At 73.3% G+C, this 21,049-nt stretch carries 20 protein-coding genes; 8 read left to right on the top strand and 12 right to left on the bottom strand.

Annotated features, from left to right (window positions below; genetic code table 11):
* The first annotated feature begins 3 nt into the window (after positions 1–3).
* Both AB0F04_RS13750 and acnA read left to right on the top strand, forming a co-directional pair.
* Positions 4–1,506: an amino acid adenylation domain-containing protein gene (locus AB0F04_RS13750; RefSeq protein ID WP_362041002.1), complete on the top strand. Its 1,503-nt coding sequence runs from the start codon at positions 4–6 to the stop codon at positions 1,504–1,506.
* Between the two features lie 103 nt (positions 1,507–1,609).
* Entirely contained in the window at positions 1,610–4,228 is a 2,619-nt protein-coding gene (gene acnA / locus AB0F04_RS13745; RefSeq protein WP_362041001.1) for an aconitate hydratase AcnA, read from the top strand.
* Between the two features lie 14 nt (positions 4,229–4,242).
* Here acnA and AB0F04_RS13740 read toward each other — a convergent pair whose 3' ends face one another.
* On the bottom strand, positions 4,243–5,466 hold the full coding sequence (locus AB0F04_RS13740) for an ATP-grasp domain-containing protein (RefSeq protein WP_362041000.1): 1,224 nt from the start codon (positions 5,464–5,466) through the stop codon (positions 4,243–4,245).
* A gap of 50 nt (positions 5,467–5,516) precedes the next feature.
* Here AB0F04_RS13740 and AB0F04_RS13735 point away from each other — a divergent pair, with 50 nt between their 5' ends.
* Positions 5,517–6,746 (top strand): MFS transporter, encoded by a 1,230-nt coding sequence (locus AB0F04_RS13735; protein ID WP_362040998.1) that lies wholly within the window; start codon positions 5,517–5,519, stop codon positions 6,744–6,746.
* Positions 6,747–6,791: 45 nt separating this feature from the next.
* Positions 6,792–7,574, top strand: coding sequence for a methyltransferase domain-containing protein (locus AB0F04_RS13730; RefSeq protein WP_362040995.1), 783 nt, complete (start codon positions 6,792–6,794; stop codon positions 7,572–7,574).
* Between the two features lie 5 nt (positions 7,575–7,579).
* On the opposite strand, the gene AB0F04_RS13725 is transcribed toward AB0F04_RS13730, so the two are convergent.
* The 3 genes from AB0F04_RS13725 to AB0F04_RS13715 form a co-directional block, all read right to left on the bottom strand.
* Positions 7,580–8,119 carry a LuxR C-terminal-related transcriptional regulator gene (locus AB0F04_RS13725; protein ID WP_362040993.1) on the bottom strand — a complete coding sequence of 180 codons (540 nt, stop codon included), beginning with the start codon at positions 8,117–8,119 and terminating at the stop codon, positions 7,580–7,582.
* A 3-nt stretch (positions 8,120–8,122) separates the two neighbouring features.
* Positions 8,123–8,293, bottom strand: coding sequence for a hypothetical protein (locus tag AB0F04_RS13720; RefSeq protein ID WP_362040991.1), 171 nt, complete (start codon positions 8,291–8,293; stop codon positions 8,123–8,125).
* 171 nt (positions 8,294–8,464) lie between these two features.
* On the bottom strand, positions 8,465–8,791 hold the full coding sequence (locus AB0F04_RS13715; RefSeq protein WP_362040989.1) for a hypothetical protein: 327 nt from the start codon (positions 8,789–8,791) through the stop codon (positions 8,465–8,467).
* A 207-nt stretch (positions 8,792–8,998) separates the two neighbouring features.
* On the opposite strand from AB0F04_RS13715, the gene AB0F04_RS13710 reads away from it, so the two are divergent.
* Positions 8,999–9,994, top strand: a complete 996-nt coding sequence (locus AB0F04_RS13710) for a helix-turn-helix transcriptional regulator (protein ID WP_362040988.1) — start codon at positions 8,999–9,001, stop codon at positions 9,992–9,994.
* A 14-nt stretch (positions 9,995–10,008) separates the two neighbouring features.
* Here AB0F04_RS13710 and AB0F04_RS13705 read toward each other — a convergent pair whose 3' ends face one another.
* The 3 genes from AB0F04_RS13705 to AB0F04_RS13695 are packed head-to-tail and all read right to left on the bottom strand — an operon-like array spanning position 10,009 to position 11,545.
* Complete coding sequence (locus AB0F04_RS13705) at positions 10,009–10,569, bottom strand: GNAT family N-acetyltransferase (protein ID WP_362040986.1); 561 nt, start codon at positions 10,567–10,569, stop codon at positions 10,009–10,011.
* A 59-nt stretch (positions 10,570–10,628) separates the two neighbouring features.
* Positions 10,629–11,000 (bottom strand): VOC family protein, encoded by a 372-nt coding sequence (locus AB0F04_RS13700; RefSeq protein ID WP_362040985.1) that lies wholly within the window; start codon positions 10,998–11,000, stop codon positions 10,629–10,631.
* Positions 10,997–11,545: a DUF6817 domain-containing protein gene (locus AB0F04_RS13695; protein WP_362040983.1), complete on the bottom strand. Its 549-nt coding sequence runs from the start codon at positions 11,543–11,545 to the stop codon at positions 10,997–10,999. Before AB0F04_RS13695 ends, AB0F04_RS13700 begins: the two co-directional genes overlap by 4 nt.
* An 84-nt stretch (positions 11,546–11,629) precedes the next feature.
* Here AB0F04_RS13695 and AB0F04_RS13690 point away from each other — a divergent pair, with 84 nt between their 5' ends.
* Positions 11,630–12,370, top strand: coding sequence for a hypothetical protein (locus AB0F04_RS13690; RefSeq protein WP_362040981.1), 741 nt, complete (start codon positions 11,630–11,632; stop codon positions 12,368–12,370).
* A 24-nt stretch (positions 12,371–12,394) separates the two neighbouring features.
* On the opposite strand, the gene AB0F04_RS13685 is transcribed toward AB0F04_RS13690, so the two are convergent.
* A complete protein-coding gene (locus tag AB0F04_RS13685) occupies positions 12,395–13,042 on the bottom strand; it encodes a class I SAM-dependent methyltransferase (protein ID WP_362040980.1) in 648 nt (215 codons plus the stop codon).
* A 141-nt stretch (positions 13,043–13,183) separates the two neighbouring features.
* Between AB0F04_RS13685 and AB0F04_RS13680 the strand changes: the two genes are divergently transcribed.
* Together AB0F04_RS13680 and AB0F04_RS13675 are read left to right on the top strand one after the other, a co-directional pair.
* Entirely contained in the window at positions 13,184–13,771 is a 588-nt protein-coding gene (locus AB0F04_RS13680) for a WHG domain-containing protein (protein WP_362040978.1), read from the top strand.
* Positions 13,772–13,776: 5 nt separating this feature from the next.
* Complete coding sequence (locus AB0F04_RS13675) at positions 13,777–14,955, top strand: GDSL-type esterase/lipase family protein (protein ID WP_362040977.1); 1,179 nt, start codon at positions 13,777–13,779, stop codon at positions 14,953–14,955.
* Between the two features lie 202 nt (positions 14,956–15,157).
* Here the strand turns inward: AB0F04_RS13675 and AB0F04_RS13670 are convergent, their stop codons facing one another.
* The 4 genes from AB0F04_RS13670 to AB0F04_RS13655 all read right to left on the bottom strand — a co-directional run bounded on the left by AB0F04_RS13670 (position 15,158) and on the right by AB0F04_RS13655 (position 21,024).
* Positions 15,158–17,176 carry an AAA family ATPase gene (locus tag AB0F04_RS13670; protein WP_362040974.1) on the bottom strand — a complete coding sequence of 673 codons (2,019 nt, stop codon included), beginning with the start codon at positions 17,174–17,176 and terminating at the stop codon, positions 15,158–15,160.
* Positions 17,177–17,216: 40 nt separating this feature from the next.
* Positions 17,217–17,840 (bottom strand): TetR family transcriptional regulator, encoded by a 624-nt coding sequence (locus tag AB0F04_RS13665; RefSeq protein ID WP_362040972.1) that lies wholly within the window; start codon positions 17,838–17,840, stop codon positions 17,217–17,219.
* 26 nt (positions 17,841–17,866) lie between these two features.
* Positions 17,867–20,056 carry an aminoglycoside phosphotransferase family protein gene (locus AB0F04_RS13660; protein WP_362040971.1) on the bottom strand — a complete coding sequence of 730 codons (2,190 nt, stop codon included), beginning with the start codon at positions 20,054–20,056 and terminating at the stop codon, positions 17,867–17,869.
* A gap of 254 nt (positions 20,057–20,310) precedes the next feature.
* On the bottom strand, positions 20,311–21,024 hold the full coding sequence (locus AB0F04_RS13655; RefSeq protein ID WP_362040968.1) for an HAD family hydrolase: 714 nt from the start codon (positions 21,022–21,024) through the stop codon (positions 20,311–20,313).
* Positions 21,025–21,049: the final 25 nt, after the last annotated feature.

Here is a 21,049-nt window from a genome sequence, read left to right as displayed (position 1 = left end):
CACATGCCAGAGCGAGAACTCCCCACCCTCCACGCGGCGGTCGCCCGGCAGGCGCTGATGCGACCGGACGTCACGGCCCTGGTCTTCAAGGGCACGCGGACCAGCTACGCGGAGCTGGACGCCGCTGCGGACGCCGCGGCGGCCGGGCTCCGCGCCCTGGGCGTCGGTCCGGGCAGCCTGGTGCCGGTGCTGCTGCCCCGCTCGCCGGAACTGGTCGTGGCGCTGCTGGCGGTGCTCAAGTGCGGGGCCGGGTACTCCGCGCTCGACCGTCGGTGGCCGGCCGCGCGGATCGACGCCGTGGTACGGGCGCTGGGGGCGCCGTTCGTGATCACGGACGGCGGCCTCCCGAACCTCGGCACCCCGACGCGGCCGCTGCCCTGCGGTGATCCGGCCGGGGCGGCGGAGCCCGCCGGGGTGGACGCCGCCGCGCCGGCCGCGGTGTTCTTCACCTCGGGCACCACCGGCACGCCCAAGGGGGTCCTGTCACCGCACCGGGCCACCACGCGTCTGTTCGCCGACCGGACCTTCGCGGACTTCGGCCGGGGCAGGGCGATGGTCCAGGCGGCGCCGGTGTCCTGGGACGCCTTCCATCTGGAGCTGTGGGGCATGCTCACGACCGGCGGCACCGCCGTGCTCGCCGACGGCGAGTATCTCTTTCCCGGCGACCTGCGCGACCTGGTCAAGTCGGCGGGAGTGGACTCGCTGTGGCTCACCGCCTCGCTGTTCAACCTGTTCGTCGACGAGGACATCGACTCGTTCGCCGGGATCCGGCAGGTGATGACGGGCGGTGAGCGCCTCTCCGTGCCGCATGTGCGCGCCTTCCTCGCCCGCCATCCGCACATCTCGCTCCTCAACGGCTACGGCCCGGTGGAGAGCTGCGTGTTCGCCACCACGCGGGCGGTCCGTCCGGCCGACTGCGAACTGCCCGACGGCATCCCCGTCGGCCGCCCCGTCCCCGGCACCGCCGTGCACCTCCTCGACGGCGACACGGTGCTGGAGGACGGCCGGCCGGGCGAGATCTGTGTCGCGGGCGACGGACTCGCCCTCGGCTATCTGGGCCAACCGGCGGCGACCGCCGAGAAGTTCGTCGTCGTGGACGTCGACGGCATCCCCACCCGGCTGTACCGCACCGGCGACCTGGGCCGGCGCGGCCCTGACGGAGTACTGCACTTCCTCGGCCGCGCCGACCGCCAGGTCAAGATCTCCGGCTACCGCGTCGAGCCCGCCGAGACCGAGCGCGCCGCACTCGGTGTGCCGGGCGTCCGGGAGTGCGCGGTGGTCCCGGTACCCGGCGGCGACGGCACATGGGAGGGCCTCGCGCTGTTCTACCGGAGCGATGCCGGCGACCCGGGGCCGGAGGCACTCCGGCGCACCCTGGCCGACCGGCTCCCGCACTACCTGACGCCCGCCTCCGTGCACCACCACGCCGGAACGTTCCCGCGCACCGCCAACGGCAAGCTCGACCGAGCGGCCCTGCTGGACTCACTCGACGAGCCCTCCCGCTGACCACACGGCTCGACCCGACCCGCGAACACACCCCTGCCCGCATCACCGCGTCCACGAAGGCCCCCATGACCACACCCCTCGGTCCGCCCCACGGAGGCACCCTGTGACCGTGCTCCCCCCTCGCCACGACCTGCACTCGACCGCCCGGTCGGCCGGTGCCGACCTCGCGGTGATGCCGTACACGGCACGGGTGCTGCTGGAGAACGCCGCGCATCTCGTGGCCACCGGCCGGGCGGAGCCCGGCCTGGTGCGGGCGGTGGCCCGTTGGGGAGCCGGTGACGGTACGCCGGGCGAACTGTCGTTCCAGCCCTCTCGGGTGCTCCTCCAGGACTACTCGGGCATCCCCGTGATCCTGGACCTCGCGGCGCTGCGCGCGGCGGCGGTACGCCGGGGCCTGCCCGCCGGACGGGTCAGCCCGGTGATCCCGGCCCACCTGGTCGTCGACCACACGGTCCGCGCCGATGTCACGGGCCGCCAGGACGCCCTGCGGATCAACACCGAGCTGGAGTTCGCCCGCAACGAGGAGCGCTACGCCCTGCTGCGCTGGGCGGAACGGGCGCTCCCCGGGTTGCGGGTGGTACCGCCCGGCAAGGGGATCGTCCACCAGATCAACCTCGAACGGCTCGCCCAGGTCGTCACCGTCGGTCCCGGCCCCGACGGACAGCCCCTGGCCAGGCCCGACACGGTGCTGGGCACCGACTCCCACACCTCCATGGTGGGCGCCCTCGGTGTACTCGGCTGGGGCGTGGGCGGCATCGAGGCCACGTCCGCGCTGCTCGGCGAGCCGGTGCTGATCGCCCCGCCCCGGGTGGTGGGGGTACGGCTGACCGGCCGCCCCCGCCCGGGCACCACCGCCACCGACATCGTCCTGACGCTCAACCAGCTCCTGCGGGATTACGGCGTGGTCGGCGCGATCCTGGAGTTCCACGGCGAGGGCGCGCGGCGGCTCTCCGTCCCGGACCGCGCCACGATCGCCAACATGGCGCCGGACCACGGCGCCACCACGTCCTTCTTCCCGGTGGACGACGAGACGCTCCGCTTCCTGCGGGCGACCGGCCGCGACCCGGAGCATGTGGCGCTCGTCGAGTCGTTCTGCCGGGCCCAGGGGCTGTTCCACGAGCCGGGCACTCGGTCCTCGGTGCGCTACGCGGAGGAGCTGACGGTCGATCTCGGCGGTGTGGAACCCTGCGTGGCCGGTCCGCACCGCCCGGACCAGCGGCTCGGGCTGTCCGCCGTGCCCCGCAGTCTGGCCGACGCCGGAAGCGGGACCGCGCCCCGCCCCGCCGCCGGGGGAACGCCGCAGGACGGTGCCGTGCTCATCGCGGCTCTGACGAGCTGCACCAACACCTCGCACCCCTCCTCGATGGTCACGGCCGGCCTGGTGGCCCGGCGCGCGGTCGAGCTGGGCCTCACGGTCCCGCCGTGGACCAAGACCAGCCTCGCTCCGGGCAGCCGTACCGTCCCGGCCTACCTGGAGGAGGCCGGGCTGCTGGCCCCGCTGGAGAAGCTCGGCTTCGGGGTGGTGGCCTTCGGCTGCACCACCTGCCACGGCAACAGCGGCCCGCTCACCGAGGAGGGGACCCGGGCGGCGGACAGCGGGGTCCTCGGTGCCGCCGTCCTCAGTGGGAACCGGAACTTCGAGGGCCGTATCCACCCGCGGATCCGCGCCGCCTACCTGGCCTCCCCGGGGCTCGTGGTCGCCTACGCCCTGGCCGGCACGGTCGACCGCGATCTCACCCGCGAGCCCGTCGCCTTCGCCCCGGACGGCCGGCCCGTCCACCTGCGTGACCTGTGGCCCGACCCGGCCGAGGTGGCCGAGGCGGTGCGGGCCGCCGCCGGTCCCGGACTCTTCGCGGACGTGTACGACGACCTGTTCGAGGGCGATGAGCGGTGGCGGTCGCTCGAGGTGCGCGGCGACGAGCTGTACGCCTGGCCGTCGGACTCCCGGTTCATCCTCCGACCGCCGTACGTCGACACCGCCGCGTCCGGGCCGGTGGCGGACGAGGTGACCGGGGCGCGCGTCCTCGTGCTGCTCGGCGACCGCGTCACCACCGACCACATCTCGCCGGTCGGCCCGATCGCGCCGGACAGCGAGGCCGGCGCGTACCTGACCGGGGCCGGGGTCCCGCCGGACCGGCTGGGCAGCTTCGGCACCCGCCGGGGCAACCACCACGTCATGGTCCGGGGCACCTTCGCCAACCCCCGGCTGCGCAACGCCCTGGCCGAGCACGGCAGGCAGGGCCCCTGGACACGGCACCAGCCCTCCGGCGAACCCGCCACGATCCATGCGACGGCCGAGCGGTACCGGTCGGAGGGCGTGCCCGCCGTCGTCGTCGCCGGGCGCGAGTACGGCGCCGGAAGCGCCCGCGACTGGGCTGCCAAGGGCACGGCGCTGCTGGGCGTCCGGGCGGTGATCGCGGAGAGCTTCGAGCGGATCCACCGGGGCAACCTGGTCGGCATGGGAGTGCTGCCGCTGTGCTTCCCGGCCGGGCAGAGCAGCGGCACGCACCGGCTGGACGGCTCCGAGCAGATCGACCTCGTGGGACTGTCGGGCCTGGGCCCGCGCGGCACGGTGCTCGTCCGGGTGCGCCGTGCCGACGGCTCCGTCACGGAGTTCGAGGCCACCGCCGCCGTGGAGACCTCCCGCGAAGCCGAGTATTTGCGGGTCGGCGGGATCCTCCCGTACGTGGTATCCCGGTTCGCCGCGGAGACGGCACGGTGACGGGCACCGCCCGCTCAGCCGGACGTCTCGTAGGTGACCTGCGCGGCGAACCAGTCGGCAAGCCGCCGCATGCGGTCCTCGACCTCCCGTTCGTCCGTCCCGGAGACGACCGCGAGGCCGGCCCGCAGGTTCGTGGCCTCGGTGGTGTCGGGCAGGACCGTGCCGGGACCGGCGGTGACTTCGGCGTACACCACCCCGGGCCGCCGCAGGACCTCGCCGGCGGCGGGCACCGCGCGTATCGGACCCGGTCGTGCGGACAGGTTCATGCCGCCGAAGACCGTGCCGTCCCCGTGGCCGGGGAAGCCGCTGACGCCGGAGGAGCGGCCGGTCGCCAGCCGGGCCCACACGTCGTGCAGCCGGACGCCGAAGGCGCGCTCGACGACCTCGTCGGTCCGGCCTCCGCCCACCCGCGCCCCGCATTCGCCGAACACGATCTCTCCGTCCCCGGCATGCTCGAACACCTCCAGGTGGAAGACCCCGTCGTGGTGCCCGAGCGCCTTGAAGGACGTCTCGGCCAGCGCCCCGACCTTCGCGTACAGCTCCGGGTGGGTGCGCGGCGGAAGCACGATGTGGGCCACCAGTCCGCCGCTGTGCACCTCGATCAGGTTCTGCACGTACCGGGAGATCGACAGCAGCCTCAGCTCCCCGCCCTCGACGAACCCGTCGACCTGGAACTCGACGCCCGGCACGTACTCCTCCAGCAGCCAGGGCCCGCCGCCCGCGGCGAACTCCGGCCGTTCGAGGACGGCCGCCAGCTCCCGCTCGTCGGCGACCAGGAACGTGTTCCGGGCCCCGCCGCCGTCGAGGGGCTTGAGCACCTGCGGGAACGACGGCAGCGCGGCCGCGGCACCGCCGGGCTCGTCGAGCACCGCACAGTCGGCCGTGCGCACCCCGGCGTCCCGGACGACACGCTTCTGCACGAACTTGTCCCGCATCGCCAGGGCCCGGGTGACCGCCGCCGCGTCGCCCGTGACCGCCGCCGCGTCGAGGAGGCAGAACTCCAGTCCGCTGCACACGGCGTCGAAGGAACCGGCGGCCAGGCCCACCCGGGCGAGTCCGGCCAGCACGTCGGTGCCACGGGCCGGGTCGGGCACCACGACCGGGCGCACGCCCATGGCGCGGGCGGCGGGGGCGTCGGCGGGTTTCACCGCACAGGTCACGTCCGCACCGGAACGGACGAGTGCGTCGACGGCACGGGACATCCAGCCGACGTGGAGGACGGCGGGCGCTTGTTGCATATCAGCTCTCCGAGAAGTGTCCGAGAAGACGAGAATCAGGAAGAAAAAGGATGATCCGGAAGGTACTGCCGTGGTCCCGGGCGGTGTGGGTGCTCAACCTCAGCACCCTCGCCCGGAGCGTCGGCCACGGCGTCGTGGTGACCATCTCCGTTCTGTACTTCACCCGTTCCGTGGGCATCGCGCCGGGCCAGGTAGGTCTCGGGCTGACACTCGCGGCGATCGCGGGCATGGCGGCGAGCATTCCGGCGGGCCGTCTCGCGGACGTCGTCGGCGCCCGGGGCGCCTCGGTCGGATATGTGGTCCTGCAGGCGGTGGCGCTGTGGGGCTACGCCTTCGTCGGTGGCTTCGGCGGCTTTCTGCTGGCGGCGAGCGTGGTGGCGGTCGCGGAGTCCGGATCCACGGCGGCCCGGGGGGCGCTGGTGGCCAGGGCGGTGCCGGGGACGGACCGGCTGCGCACCCGGGCCTATCTCCGCTCGGTGACCAACGTCGGCTTCTCCGTCGGCACGGTGGCCGGCGGTCTCGCTCTCGACGCCGGGTCCCGGGCCGTGTACACCGCCGAACTCCTCGCCGGCGGGGTGGTGTTCGTGGTCGCCGGGGTGATCCTGCTCGCGCTTCCCGCGCTGCCGCCGGTGCCCACGGAGCCGGACGGACCCCGATGGGCGGTGCTGCGCGACCGGCCGTACGTCGCGGTGGGACTGCTCAACGCGGTGCTCATCACGAACTCCGGCATCCTCAACGTCGCCCTGCCTCTGTGGATCGCCGAGCGCACCGACGCCCCCACGTCCGTCTACGCGGGTCTGCTGCTGATCAACACCGCGCTGGTGGTGCTGGGACAGGTCCCGGTGAGCCGGGGCGCCGAGGACATCAGGGGCGGCGCCAGGGCGATGCGCCGGTCCGGGCTGTGGCTCGCCGCGTGCTGTGTGCTGTTCGCGTCCGCCGCCGGGCGTCCGTCGTGGCTCGCGGTGGGTGTGCTCGCCGTGGGCGTCGCCGTCCACACGATGGGAGAGCTGCTCTACAGCGCGGGCTCGTGGGCCCTGTCGTACGAGCTGGCTCCCGAGCACGCCCATGGGCAGTACCAGGGCCTGTTCGGGCTGACCACGCAGCTGGGCACCGCCATCACCCCCGCCCTCACGGCCTTGTTGATCATCGACCACGGTATGGCAGGCTGGGCCGTACTGGCCGCCCTGCTGGCCGCCGCGGGGCTGGCCGCCCCGGCCGTGGCCGGGTGGGCGGAACGGACCCGTCCGCACCCGGTGACGCCGGTGCCGGCCGACGCGTAGCCACCCCTCAGCCCCCCTCCCCGTTCCGCCCCTAGGAGACCTGCCATGACCAGCACGTTCCGTCCTGACTTCGGGCTCACCGCGCAGGACTACGGCCGCCACCGCGCCGGATTCCCACCGCAGATCGTCACGCACCTGTACCGGCACGGCATCGCCTTCCCCGGCAAGGACGTGCTCGACATCGGGACCGGCACCGGCACCCTGGCCCGGCTGTTCGCCCGGGCGGGGGCGCGGGTGACCGGCCTCGACCCGGCGGAGCCGCTGCTGGAGCAGGCCCGGGAGCTCGACCGGGAGGCCGGGGTGCGGACCGACTACCGGGTGGGCACGGCGGAGTCGACGGGGCTGCCGGACGGGTCGTACGACGTGGTGGCGGCCGGCCAGTGCTGGCACTGGTTCGACGCGCCGAAGGCCGCGGCCGAGATCACGCGGCTGCTGCGTCCCGGTGGCCGGGTGGTCATCGCCCACTTCGACTGGCTGCCCCTGCCGGGCAACGTGGTCGAGGCGACCGAGGAGCTGATCCTCTCCTTCAACCCGGCCTGGACGATGGGCGGCGGCACCGGCCTGTACCCGCGCTGGCTGACCGACCTGGCCACCGCGGGCTTCACCGGCATCGAGACCTTCTCCTTCGACCTGGCCGTGCCGTACCCGCCCGAGGCGTGGCGGGGCCGGATCCGGGCCAGTGCCGGGGTCGGCGCCAGCCTGCCGCCGGACGAGGTGGAACGCTTCGACGACGCCCTCGGCCGGGTGCTGGGCGAGCGTTTCCCCGGCGAGGTGATCGAAGTCCCGCACCGCACCTGGGCCGTTGTGGCCACGAGGGGCGACGGCTGACGCGGTCACCAGGCGTCCGTCAGGGCGGCCCGGGTGAGCTCGGCCTTGTTCCCCAGGCCGAGTTTGCCCTTGGCCCGCTTGACGTACGTGTTGATGGTGTGCGGGCTCAGCCCCAGTCGGCGGGCGGTCTGGTCGTGGGTGTAGCCGTCCGCGATCAGCCGCAGCACCTGTCGCTCCCGCGCGGACAGGGGGAAGCCGCCCTTGTCGGGTGGCACCGGCGTGTCCGGGGCCGCCGCGTCACGGATCGCGGCGACCAGTTCGGCGGCGGTGCAGCGTTCGGAGAGGTGCCCCGCGAAACCGGATGCGGCCATGTCGAGGTCCGGCGGCGGATCGTTGGGGGACATCAGCAGCATCCGGGTGGCCCGCGCGCCGATCGCGGGGTCGCGCGGCTGGTGGTCGGTGACCAGGACGTCCATATGGCGCGGGGCGTTCTCGCCACCGTCCTCGGGGACGCTGTGAACCTGGAGTCCGGGCACCGCCGACAGCGCCGTGCGCACCGCCCATGCGGTGAACTGACGGTCGTACAGCAAACCGATCTGGTACACCGCTCACTGCCAGCCCACGTCGGAGGCGTCCGCGGAGCTCGCCGTGACAGTGGTGTCGGTCGTGTTCAGGGGGGCGTCGGACGCCGCCGGGACGCATACGCCTGCCAGCACCGTGCCCAGTACGAGGGCGGCGACGGCGGCCGACCGGGCGATGTAGTCACTGATCGGATTCATGGTGGTAACCCCTGTCAGGAGATCCCTCACGGGAATCACGGATCGAAGAGTCCTGATGCGGATGCGATCTGCTCGTGACCAGCACTCTGACCGGCCGCGGGAGAGCGCGGAAGGGATCTTCACTGGACGGAAGGTGCAGTGGACTGTTCCGTCCAGGCGGGCCGGGCTCGGTCAGTCGTGCGGAAGCGGTCCGGGCTCCGGCCACCGGCCGGGCGACGGGGTGCCCGGCAGTTCCGCCCCGACCACCTCCCAGTCCGGATGCAACGACGGGCAGCCCGTCAGCATCCGGCGGCACACCTCGTGGGCCACGGACCGGGCTTCCTCCGCCCGCTCCGCGACCAGATACAGCCCGAGAACGGGATACGGCAGGGCCCGCCCGTGCGTCACCACGTGCTCGATCCGGTCCGCCGCCCGCGCGGACGACCGGACCAGGCTTTCGATGCCTTCGGGCAGCACGGCCCCTGGTGGACCCTTGATATGGACGTGGATGAGATACACGCACCGACTCTGGCAATCCGCCACGACCCCCGCCACCGCTCCGCTGAGGACGGTTCCGGCAACGGACACATCCGTCCTGCCCTGTTTCCTTCCCTCCGCCTCCCCGTGAATCCAGTCACAGCCGCTCCCGGCCGTGTCGGGAATGATGCAGCATGCATCGAGGTGCGTACGCGTCAGATTCGTACGCTTCACGAACAGGGGGACGTCGTGCTGGCATTGCTGGGGCTCGACGACAAGACGGAACAGGTGTACCGGGCGATGTTGTCGGAACCGCAGGCCGGAGTGGCCGGACTCGCGGATCGGCTCGGCCTGAGCGAGGAGGCGGTCCGCTCGGCTCTGGACACGCTCAGCGAACTGTCCCTGGTCCGCCCCTCCTACGACCGGCGCGGCGAACTGCGGCCGGTGTCGCCGGACATCGGCATGGAGATCCTGCTCGCCCGCCAGCAGGCCGAACTCGCCGCCCAGCAACAGCGCGTGGACGCGTCCCGCGCCGCCGCCGCCCAACTCATCGCCCAGTACGCCGATCTGCGCCCCGACGCGGCGCATGTGGAGGTCGAGCAGCTCGTCGGCCTCGACCGGGTCCGCGACCGGCTCGCCACCCTCACCGCCGAGGTGCGCACCGAGGTCCTCACCCTGGCGCCCGACGGCGCACAGACCGAGGACAACATGCGCGCGTCTCGTCCCCTCAACGAGGCCCTGCTGGACCGCGGCGTCCGGATGCGCACGGTCTATCTCGACAGTGCGCGCAACAGCACCGCCACCGTGCAGCACGCCACCTGGCTGGCCGAACACGGCGGCGAGGTCCGTACCACGCCGTCCCTGCCGACCCGCATGATCATCATGGACCGGTCCCGGGCCGTCCTCCCCGTCAGCAGCGACGACACCTCGGCGGGCGCCGTCGTCCTCACCGGCAACGGCACGCTCACCGCCCTGTGTGCCCTGTTCGAGAGCATCTGGCAGACCGCCGCCCCGCTCGGCGAGACCTGCCGCCGCGACAGCCAGGGCCTCACTCCGCAGGAGGCCAACGTCCTGCTGCTGCTCTCCAACGGCCACACCGACGAGTCCATCGCCAAGCGTCTGGGCGTCTCGCCGCGCACGGCCCGCCGTATCGCCGGCGAACTCATGGAACGGCTCAGTGCTCGCAGCCGCTTCGAAGCCGGCGTCCGCGCCGTCCAACGCGGCTGGCTGCCCTCGACGCCCTGAGATCGCGGGCCTTCTCAGACCTGGAACGTGTGCAGGCCGGCCACCGCCAGGGTCTGTTCGGCTTCGTAGGCCTCGAACGTGCCGACGGGCCGGAAGCCGAGCCGGGCGGCCAGGGCGAGGGAACGGGTGTTGGCCGTCTGGGTCACGATCAGGACCGGCTGATCGGGCAGTTCGGAGGCGGCGGCACGCAACGCGGCGGTGGCTGCTTCGAAGGCCAGTCCCCTGCCCCAGGCAGCACGGCGCAGGACGTAGGTCAGTTCCAGCTCCCCGCCCTCCTCGGTGACGTGTCCGGGCAGGTCGAGGGGGCGTCGGTGGATCAGGAGCATCCCGAGGAGGTCGTCGGTCGTCCGGTCGGCGATGACGAACGAGCCGGGCTTGTCGGTGACGTGCGCGACGCCCCTCGCGTCGAAGTACTGCTCGACCGCACTCCGCGGCCTCGGACCGCCGAGATGTGACCGGACCCTGGGGTCGGTCTGCAGCTCGATGAGCCCGGCGCGGTCGGCGTCGTGCGCTGCGCGCAGCCGGAGCCGGGGCGTGGCGATCTCCGTGGCGGACAGGGCGGGCGAAGTGGCCACCGGGACTGGCGGGTTCGGTGGGTGCGGTGCGTTCTGTTCGTTCCGTGTGCGGGGCGACGTCATGAGGGCTCGACCAGACCCCCGACGATGCAGAAAGGATGCCCGGCCGGGTCCGTGAGGACGCGCCATCTGCCCGGGTCGGGCTGATACTCCGGCTTGCCCGCGCCCAGCCTCAGCAGCCGCGTCTCCGTCTCCTCCAGGTCCCCGACCCGGAAGCAGCAGTGCAACTGCTGGGGAACGGCAGGGTCGGGCCAGCTGGGAGCCCGGTGGTCCTCGACCCACTGGAAGGCGAGGGAGAGGCCGTTCTCACTCTCCAGCGCGGCGAAGCCGGCGTCCGACGCCGGATGCAGCTCCAGTCCGGTGGCCTGCCGGTAGAACGCCGCAAGGGCGAGCGGATCGGCACAGTCCAGGGTGATCGCGGTCAACTTCATCCGGCGAGCACCTCCTGGCAGTCCGCCCAGGCGGGTTCGCTCAGCAGGGGACGGACGCGGGTGAAGAATCCGAGGAGTTCGGGACCCCACCGGTCGCGGAAGGCGGGGTCGAGGCGGGCGAGGTCGAGTTCATTGGCGGCGGACAACTCGGCGAAGTCCCGCCGCGGTTGCGGCTCCGGGGTGTGGCTCAGGCCGGTGAACCGGTCGTGAAAGGGTCCGTCGGCGTCGGCGAGCGCCGGATAGGTGGCCGCGCGATCGCAGGAGGCGTACAGATACACCAGAGACTCGGCCTCGGCACCGACCGCCGCCGCGAGTTCGTCACGGCGGTCCAGGGGCAAAAGGGCGTCCGGAAAGCCGTCGGTGCCGTAGAACGCGTGGCACAGGCCCGCCAGTTGGAGGGCAGGGCGGGCGCCCCACTCGGCGAGTTGTCTCTGCACCCGCGTGAGGTGGGCGAGGAGGGTGCCGCCCGGATGGGCGATGTCCGCCGCGCCGAGCTCGCTCAGGAGCGCGACGGCCGGGCCGGGGTGGGCAAGGGGGACTGACACAGAGGAAGTCCTTCCCACGGTGGTCGGGGGCGGTGACCATCAAATCGGTGGACGGACCGGGCCCGCCATCGGTTTGATCCCATCATGACCACCTCACGGCCCTCACTCGTCCGGGCCGCCGCCCGGAACAACGCCGAGTGGTGTGCGGCGATGTGCCGGGCGCACGGCGTGACCGGCGAGTTCGGGGCCGACGCCTGGACCGCCCCGGTGCGCACGCCGCTCTACTACCCCGACGCGGTGACGCTGGGGCCGGACGCCGACCCCGACGCGCTCACCGCCCGGATCGACACGGCCTCGCCCGGCGCCTCGGTCAAGGACAGCTTCGCCGACCTCGACTTGACGGAGGCCGGGTTCCGGGTGTTGTTCGAGGCACAGTGGATCCACCGGCCCGCCGGGGCGGCAACGGCGGCACCCGATCTCGAATGGGACGTGGCGGGCGACCCGGACACGCTGCGTGCCTGGGCACTGGCCTGGGACGACGGGGCGGGGAACGCCGACCTGTTCCGGCCCGGGCTGCTCGCCGATCCGGAGACCTTCGTGATCCTGGGCCGCTCCGCTGACGACACCGAGGGCGGAGCGGTCGCCGGAGCGGTCGCCAGCCGAAGCGAGGACGTGGTCGGCGTCTCGAACGTCTTCGCCCGGGACGGCGGGCCCGACGCCGCCTGGCCGCTCGTCCTGCACGCACTCGCCCGTCTCTTCCCCACCCTGCCCGTCGTCGGCTACGAGCAGGGTGACGATCTGGCGGTCGCGCTCCGCCACGGCTTCGAGCTGGTGGGGCCGTTGCGCGTGTGGACGCACTCCGGTCAGCACGGTCCGCGTGACTGACCCCGCCCCACCGGCCCCGTCCCCCTACCGCGGCTTGTGCGCCAGAAACGTTGCCGCCCGCCTCTTCGATCCGCCCTCCGGCTCCTGTACCACCCGCGTCGTGACCACCAGTCCGGCCCGGGCGAGCAGGTCCGCGATGCGGTCCGGCGGCAGCAGGTGTGACTCGTAGGACACCGGATGGTCGCCGTATGCCCGGGTCGGGCGCAGGTGCTCGCCGTCACCCGCATGGCCCGCCAGCATGAGCCGGCCCCCGGGCGCGAGGGTGCGGTGGAACTCCGCGAACACGGCCGGGAGCCACTGGGGCGGGGTGTGGTGGGTCGAGTAGTACGCCAGGATGCCGCCCAGTTCGCCGCTGCCGATCTCCAGTGCGGTCATCGAGCCGACGGCGAAGCGGAGTTCCGGGTACGCCGCCCGGGCCAGTCCGATCATCTTCGGCGACACGTCCACGCCGAACACCGGCACTCCGAGGGCGGCCAGGTGTGCCGTCACCTTGCCGGGACCGCAGCCCAGGTCGGCGACCGGCCCGACGGCAGCCGTGAGTTCGGCGAAGGAGGCCAGCAGGCCGCGGGAAACCGGGTCCAGCGCGGCCGGTTCCGGCACGAGTCGGGCGTAGTCGGCGGCGACGGTGTCGTAGGACTCGCGGACGGCGGTGAGGTGGGAGGGCTCGGTCATGCCGCGAAGGTAGGCGACGGCACTGACACGCCTCGCACTCCGGCCCGGCAGCGCTCATGAACACCGCCAGGATGGTCACGCCCACTTGCCTAAAGGTTTTAGGCAGATGCACACTCCCTTCAGGCAGAAGGGAGAGACCTCATGGCACGCGTGGGACTGACGCCGGAGCGGCTGACCGAGGCCGGTGCGGAGCTCGCCGACGAGGTCGGCTTCGACCAGGTCACCGTCTCCGCACTCGCGCGGCGGTTCGACGTCAAGGTCGCGAGCCTGTACTCGCACGTGCGCAACTCCCAGGACCTGAAGACCAGGATCGCCCTGCTCGCCCTCACCGAACTCGCCGACCGCGCCGCCGACGCCCTGGCCGGACGGGCCGGCAAGGACGCCCTGTCCGCCCTCGCGAACGTGTACCGCGACTACGCCCGGGCGCACCCCGGCCGCTACGCCGCGGCCCAGCTGCGGCTCGACCCGCAGACGGCCGCCGCCAGTGCGGGCGTCCGGCACGCGCGGATGACCCGGGCCCTGCTGCGCGGTTACGACCTCACCGAACCGGACCAGACCCACGCGGTCCGGTTGCTCGGCAGCGTCTTCCACGGCTACGTCAGCCTGGAGCTCGGCGGCGGTTTCAGCCACAGCGCGCCGGACACCGAGGAGACCTGGGCCCGGATCCTCCACGCCCTCGACACGCTGCTGCGGAACTGGCCCGCGGCCCCCACCGACCCCCGAGGCTGACACCCATGCACACCGAGCACGACTGGATCACCACGCCCCTCACGGCGGACCTGCTGCGCGGCGCCCTCGACGTGGAGCGCACCGAGCACGGCCTGCTCCCCCACCGCCTGCCGGCCAGGGCCCGCGCGCAGAACACCAACGCGCAGCTGGCGATGGCCGAGGCCCAGCCCTCCGGCGTACGGCTGGTGTTCCGTACCGCCGCGACGGCCGTCGAGCTGGACACCCTGCGCACCAAGCGCGACTACACCGGCTTCCCGTCGCGCCCGGACGGGCTGTACGACCTGCTCGTCGACGGCCGCCCCGCCGGGCAGGCCGCCGGGACCGACGGCAACGTCCTGACCGTCGACCTGGCCACCTGGGAGGGTGAGTTCACGTCCGGCCCGGTCGGCACGGTCCGCTTCACAGGTCTGCCCGCGCGGGACAAGGACGTCGAGATCTGGCTGCCGCACAACGAGACCACCGAGCTGGTCGCCCTGCGCACGGACGCCCCCGTGGCGCCCGCGCCGGACCGGGGACGCCGGGTGTGGCTGCACCACGGCAGCTCGATCAGCCACGGTTCCGACGCGGCGAGCCCCACCGCCATCTGGCCCGCGATCGCCGCGCTGCGGGGCGGTGTTGAGCTGGTCAACCTGGGATTCGGCGGCAGCGCGATGCTCGACCCGTTCACCGCGCGCGCCATGCGGGACACCCCGGCCGACCTGATCAGCGTCAAGATGGGCATCAACATCGTCAACGCGGACGCGATGCGGCTGCGCGCGTTCGGTCCCGCCGTGCACGGCTTCCTCGACACGATCCGCGACGGCCACCCGGACATCCCGCTGCTGCTCGTCTCCCCCATCCACTGCGCCATCCACGAGGACACACCCGGCCCCACCGCCCCGGACCGCGCCGAGATCGGCAAGGGCCGCCTGGTCTTCTCCGCCATGGGCGACCCCGCGGAGACGCCCCTGGGCAAACTCACCCTCACCGTCATCCGCGAGGAACTGGCGCGCATCGTCGAACAGCGCGCCGCCGACGACCCGAACCTCCACTACCTGGACGGCCTCGGCCTCTACGGCGAGAAGGACGCCGCCGCCCACCCCCTGCCCGACCACGTCCACCCGGACGCGGCCACCCACCGTCACATCGGCGACCGCTTCCACGAACTGGCCTTCGGAGACGGCGGGCCCTTCGCCGTGACGTAGCGGCCGACCGGCCGAGGCCGGCCGCTCAGTCCTCGAAACCCTGGTCCGCCAGGATCCCGTCGATGCGGGCACGGTGGGCCGACTCCCAGTCGTCCAGGGACTGCGCGGCCTCCTTGGCGAGCCTGGCCCGGGCCGCGGCCAGGACCTCCTCGCGCCGGGCCGACGTCGGTCATGACAGGGACCCCAGCCGTCGAAGATCCGGCTAGAACGGCAGTGGCCTCCCCCGCACCACCTCCAGCCGCGACACCGCCCGGGTCAGCACCACGTACAGCCGGTGCAGCCCCCGTTCCTCCGCCTCGGCGATCGCCGCCGGTTCGACGGCCACGACCTGGTCGTACTCCAGGCCCTTGACCACGCTCGCCGGCACCAGCGCGACCCGCGCGCCGAGTTCGTCCGGGCCCGCCGTCTCGACGCCGGCCGCGTCCAGGGCCGCCCGCACCCGGGGAACGTCCGCGTCCGCCGCGACGACCCCGACCGAGCCCTCCCGCTCCAGCGCCTCCCGTACGGCCGCCACGACCGCCCCGGGCACGCCGTCGACGGTCGTCTCCCGCATCCGCAACTCCCCGTCCCAGCGCAGCGAACGGGCGGCCGGCACGTCCACCGCCAGCCGCTCCAGCAGCCGGTTGGCCAGCCCCACGACCGCACGCGGCACCCGGAACCCGGTGGTCAGGGCGATCACGTCCGCGTCCGGCTTGCCCAGGTGCGCGAGGACCGTACGCCACGACCGCGCCGCCCACGGTGTCGTCCCCTGCGCCAGATCACCGAGCACGGTCAGCGAACCGAAGCGGGCCCGGCGTGCGATGGCCCGGCACTCCATCGGAGACAAGTCCTGCGCCTCGTCGACGACGACGTGCCCGTACCCCTCGGGATGCGCGATCAGCCCGGCGGCCTCGTCGAGCAGCACCAGATCGGCGGCCGAGAAGCGCGCCGACCGCCAGGACCGGGGCGGCCGCCGCCACAGCAGCGCCCGCTGCTCACCGGGGTCGAGGATCCCCTCGGCAGCCGTCGCCAATACACCCTCGTCGCCGAGCAGTTCCGCCACGACCTCCTCGGGCCGCACCCGCGGCCACACGGCGTCGAGGTACGCCGACACCGGCCGCGCCCGCTCGATCCGCCGCACCCAGGCGGCGGTGGGCGGCCCGGCCCGCCGCTCGGCCTGCTCGCGCAGACACCGCACGATCCGCGCCCGCACCCGCTGCCGCCCGACCTCGTACGGCGGTTCCTCCTGCCGCACCCGGTCGACGATCTCCGCCAGTACCCCCGCCGGGACCCGCCACCGGTACGACCCGTCCGGTACGGCCAGCGACGCCCCGCCGCCGTCGGGGCGCACCCGCGCGTACAGCGCCCGGTGCAGCACCTCGGCCATCCGGGCGTCGTGCTTCACGACCGCGGCCGGCTCCTCGTCCACGCCACGGACCGGGCACCGGGCGATCTCCTCCCCCAGGGTCGACTGCCGCACACCGGTCTCGCCGAGGGCCGGCAGCACCTCGGCGATGTACGACAGGAAGGTGCGGTTGGGTCCGAGGATGAGCAGGCCGCCTCGCCGGATGCGCTGCGGGTGCGTGTAGAGCAGATACGCGGCCCGGTGCAGCCCGACGGCGGTCTTGCCGGTGCCCGGCGCGCCCTGCACGCACACCGACACCGCCAGGTCCGCCCGCACGAGGTCGTCCTGCTCGGGCTGGATCGTCGCGGCGATGTCCCGCATGGGCCCGACCCGGGGCCGTTCGATCTCCCGGGCGACGATAGCGCTGTCCCGCGTCTCCCCGCGCTCCAGGTGCTCGTCCTCCAGACCGGTCAGGTCCGCGGAGTCGCCCCGGCTGCCGGGCGCCCAGCCGAACCGCCGCCGCACGGCGACGCCCTGCGGGTCGCGTGCCGAAGCCTGGTAGAAGGCGCGCGAGACGGGCGCACGCCAGTCGACGACGAGGGGCGGTTCGGCCGGGTGCTCGGAGATCCGCAGCCGCCCGATGTGCAACGGCCCGTCCCCGCTCTCCAGGGCTCCGAAGAACAACGGCCCCTCGGGCAGTTCCCGCAGCGCCTTCGCCCGGCTGCGCAGCCGGTACCCGAGGACTTCGGCATCGGCCCCGGACGCGGAGACGTCCTCACCGATGACGACCTGTTCACCGGCGCCCTCGACCATCGCGGCGAGGGCGGTCCGGCAGCGCTCGTGATGGGCGCGTTCCGTGGCGAGGGCGTGCTGGAGGGCGGGCTCGGTCGAGGTCATTCCCCCGAGCGTACGCTAAAACGTGACTGAGTTAAATACGTTACCGAGCCTCACGGTGGAGGTTCGGCGGCAGCCACGCCGCGAGCCGTCCGAACGCCCGCTCCGCGGCCGCCACGGCCTCCGGCCGCACGTCCGCCACCCGCTCCCCCGCCGCGATCCGCCGCCAGTTCTCCAGGGCGAGCACCCGCAGCACGGCCATGATCTGCCCGGCCGCCAGCCGCGCCTCCAGATCACCCCCGAGCACCTCGGCGAGCGCGGCCTCCGACCGCTCCTGGTGCGCGTACGCCCGGGCGACCAGGGAAGGCGTCCCGTACAGCAGGGCGTGGAAGGCGAGTACGTCGGGATGGTCGTTGAGCCCGGTCACCGGATCGCCCCGCTCCAGCCCGGCCACGAAGTGCCGCCGCAACGCCTCCACGGGCGCCGTCCCCGCCTCCGCCACCACCCGGGCGGCCTCCCCCTCGTGGTCGGCGATCCGGTACAGCACCAGATCCTCCTTGGCCGGGAAGTACCGGAACAGCGTCGGCTTGGAGATCTCGGCCGCCGCCGCCACCTCCGCGACGGACACCGCGTCGAACCCCTTCTCCAGGAAGAGCCGCACGGCGATGTCCGACACGGTCTCGTACATCCGCTGCTTCTTGCGCTCACGCAGGCCGGGGGTGCTCATGCCTGGGAGCCTACGCAGAAGCAGGATCAGGCGAGGGCGCGGGCGAGGTACGGGTTCGCCGTCGAGCGCACCGGGAGGCCGAGCGAGCCCGTGGCGACGGCCAGCGTCACCGCGTAGGAGGCCACCGCCCGCCGGACGTTGGGGGCGTCCAGGCCGGCACCCGTCACGATGCGGTCCAGGTCGACGTACGCGGAGCGCACGATCTCCAGCCGGCGGTACACCCGCCAGTCCTTGCGCCAGTCGCGGGTGTACTCGGCGGGCAGCCGGCGCTCCCAGCGCCGGAACATGCGGTCCCTGATCTCCGGCCGGGTGGGCGTGAGGTGCATGTGCCGCACCAGGTCGTAGAGGGGGTCGCCGACGACGGCCATCTCCCAGTCGATGATCGTCAGCGCCAGCCGGTCGTCGCGGCGCACGAGGTTCCAGGGGTTCAGGTCACCGTGCAGGAGCGCGGGCTCCCGATGGCTCACCTCGTACCGGGAGAGGATCAGCTCCAGCCGGTCGGCGTCGGGCAGCCCGAGGTGCCGGGCCAGTTGCTGCGATTCCTTCGGCAGGTCCCGCACCAGGGAGATCAGCCGGCCCCGGAGCCGCCCGTGGAACGCGCCCTCGCCCGCGGTGGGGTCGACCTGCTGGTACCTGACGCCCGTCAGGGCGCACAGCTGGTCCACCAGGCCGTCCGCCTCGTGCGGCAGCAGACCGTGGACGGGGTGGTGGGGAGGCCGGTCGACGTCCGGCGGCCCGACGTAGGTGTGGAGGGCGATGGTGTCGCCCTGGTAGGTCTCACCCAGGGCGAGCACCCGCGGTGCCGCCACCCCGGCGGACGACTCCTCGATCGCGCGCAGCACGGCGTGCTCGCTGAGGATGCCACGCTCCCGCCGGCACACCTCGGGCAGCTTCCGCCGTACGACCACAGGAGCGTCGAAGCCCGGCACCGACACCACGGTGTTCAGGTGGGCGGTGCCCTTGAACACCCTGCACGCGGGCGCCGCCCCCTCCGCCAGCAGGGCGTCGCGGACCGCTGCGGACGGGAAGTCGGTGCGCTCGGGGACCCGCCGGTCGGGCCGCCACCGGAACGCCTCCGCGGCCCATGCCCGACCGTCGACGTCCCCCTTCCTCCGCGACACCAGCCACCGGAAGAGGGCCCGCCGGATCTCGCCCTCCCCCGGCACGCCGACGAGCCGCAGCGGTTCCGCCGCCGCCTCCAGGGCCCGGCGCACCTCCACGGTCGCCTCGTCGAGGCTCGTCTGCGTGAACGATTCCTCCAGGGACCGGGCTGCCCTCATCACGTCGGCGAAGAGGGACTGCGCCCGCTCGAACGCCAGGTAGTGCCGCAGATCCCGGGCCAGGCCGTTGACCGCGGCCGGACGGACCCGCTGCATGGCCTCGGCCCAGGCGTCGACCACCTCGGCCCACTGGTGCGCCGGGTACCGCATGCGCACGAGGTGGGTCGCGAGGTCGTGCAGCGGATCGCCGTAGGTCGCCAGCTCCCAGTCGACGCAGACGAGGGGCGGGTCGCCCGCGTACGACACAATCACGTTGTCGCGGTGCAGATCGCCGTGGAGCAGGCTGTACGGCCGCCGCGCCATCGCGGGCACCCGGCCGGCCAGCCCGGCGAGCGCGTCCTCGGGGATGCCCAGCGCCGCGAACAACCCGCCGAACTCCTCCCGGTTGGGGCGTCTGATCTGCTGGTCCGCCAGGTGGGCCAGGGTCCGCAGGAAGCCCTGGCTGTCCGTGTGGTTGCGGGGCCAGACGGCCGGCAGGGCGGGCAGCGCCGCGCGCCGCACCTGTGCCGTCCGGGCGAGCAGACCGGCCAGTTCCCTGACGATCAGGGTGTCGACGGGCTTGCCGTCGCCGCAGACGCCGGACAGCGGCACGCCCTCCACAAAGCTGTGGATCGCGAAGTCGTCCCGTTGCACCAGACACCGCGGGGCGTGGGGCATGACGCCCCTGACGGCGGCGAGGACCTCGGCCTCGTCCTGCCAGGTCCGGATGACCACGGGCAGCGCGTCCGGACGCCGGATGCGGACCGTGACCGGCGTCCCGGCCTCACCGCCGACCAGCCGGGCCATGTCCTCCGTCAGCGCGAGGACGTGGTTCCGGTTGTGGTGGCCGCCGCTCTCCTGCCCCAGCTCGGCGGCGAGTGCGGCGAAGGCCCGGAAGGTGGCGTCGTGTGCGGCGCGCTCCCCGAGAAGTGGACGGGGACGAGGAGGTGCGCCCACTGGCCGCTCCGGGAGTACGAGAAGGGGGGACGGTATGGCAAACCGTAGGTTCGCGGCCGACGCCGCGCATGGCGGAGTGAGCCATTACGGGTGTCTGCCACCCATCAGCATGAGACTGCGTGAACTCGTTCGAGGACGGCCGGTTGGCCTCGTCCCATACGAGCGGTGCGAGTGTTTGACTCAATCCTTGCGCGGTGCCGGAATGCTACACCCGCCCACCAGGCATCTCCTGCCGTCCCCTGAGCACATTTCAGTCACCCGCGCAGCAGGCTCAACAGCGGCTCCAGGGACACGAGCACCGTGTCGGCCCCGGCGTCCCTGAGGATCTTGGCCTTGCGCTCGTTGCGCGCGTACCCCAGGAACGGCACCCCCGCGCGGCCCGCCGCCTCGTGATCGGAGGGCGTGTCACCGATCATCAGCGCCTCCCCCGGTGCCGCCCCCATCGCGCTCAGCGCCCGGTTCAGGCAGTGCGGATCCGGCTTCAGGTGACGCAGCTCCTGGGTGCGCCCGTAGACGTGGGGCGCGAAGCAGTCGGCCAGACCGCGGCCCTCGAGGTAGGTGCGGGCCGCCCGTGGCGAGTTGTTCGTGGTGATCGCCAGGCGGGAGCCCACCGCCGTCCAGGTGCGGATCAGCGGGTCCGCGTACGCGGTCGGCCAGGCCGAGGAGGAGGCCCGCAGTTCCTCCTGGGTGAGACGTTCCTCCAGCTCGGCGACCAGGTCGCTGCCGGGGTGCCGGCGGTCCACGGCGCGCAGGACCACCTGCGGGTCGAGGGACTCGCGCTCGGCGTCCGTGAGCAGGCCGTGCAGACCGCGGCCCTCCAGCCAGGACACCAGGTCGCTCGAGACCCGCTCCGCGGAGTGCCCGGCGAACAGGCGGCAGACGGGCCCGTCGAAGTCCCACAGCACGACACGGGCCTGTTCGATCAGATGGCGGAGTCGGTTCGGATCGTTCTCGGTCTCGAAGGACACCGCACCAGTCTGCGTCGCATCAGAA

Source organism: Streptomyces sp. NPDC029041 (assembly GCF_040637515.1).
GTDB lineage: Bacteria > Actinomycetota > Actinomycetes > Streptomycetales > Streptomycetaceae > Streptomyces.
Note: the sequence above shows the minus strand (reverse complement) of the source record. Positions and strands in the feature narration are given on the sequence as shown.

Bases quoted from the DNA above. Each gene is read 5' to 3' on its own strand.
- AB0F04_RS13675 (WP_362040977.1), top strand. From the start codon at position 13,777: ATGCACACCGAGCACGACTGGATCACCACGCCCCTCACGGCGGACCTG.
- AB0F04_RS13740 (WP_362041000.1), bottom strand. From the start codon at position 5,466: ATGCAACAAGCGCCCGCCGTCCTCCACGTCGGCTGGATGTCCCGTGCC.
- AB0F04_RS13700 (WP_362040985.1), bottom strand. From the start codon at position 11,000: ATGAAGTTGACCGCGATCACCCTGGACTGTGCCGATCCGCTCGCCCTT.
- AB0F04_RS13685 (WP_362040980.1), bottom strand. From the start codon at position 13,042: ATGACCGAGCCCTCCCACCTCACCGCCGTCCGCGAGTCCTACGACACC.
- AB0F04_RS13670 (WP_362040974.1), bottom strand. From the start codon at position 17,176: ATGACCTCGACCGAGCCCGCCCTCCAGCACGCCCTCGCCACGGAACGC.
- AB0F04_RS13730 (WP_362040995.1), top strand. From the start codon at position 6,792: ATGACCAGCACGTTCCGTCCTGACTTCGGGCTCACCGCGCAGGACTAC.
- AB0F04_RS13690 (WP_362040981.1), top strand. From the start codon at position 11,630: ATGACCACCTCACGGCCCTCACTCGTCCGGGCCGCCGCCCGGAACAAC.
- AB0F04_RS13680 (WP_362040978.1), top strand. From the start codon at position 13,184: ATGGCACGCGTGGGACTGACGCCGGAGCGGCTGACCGAGGCCGGTGCG.
- AB0F04_RS13665 (WP_362040972.1), bottom strand. From the start codon at position 17,840: ATGAGCACCCCCGGCCTGCGTGAGCGCAAGAAGCAGCGGATGTACGAG.
- AB0F04_RS13735 (WP_362040998.1), top strand. From the start codon at position 5,517: ATGATCCGGAAGGTACTGCCGTGGTCCCGGGCGGTGTGGGTGCTCAAC.
- AB0F04_RS13750 (WP_362041002.1), top strand. From the start codon at position 4: ATGCCAGAGCGAGAACTCCCCACCCTCCACGCGGCGGTCGCCCGGCAG.
- AB0F04_RS13720 (WP_362040991.1), bottom strand. From the start codon at position 8,293: ATGAATCCGATCAGTGACTACATCGCCCGGTCGGCCGCCGTCGCCGCC.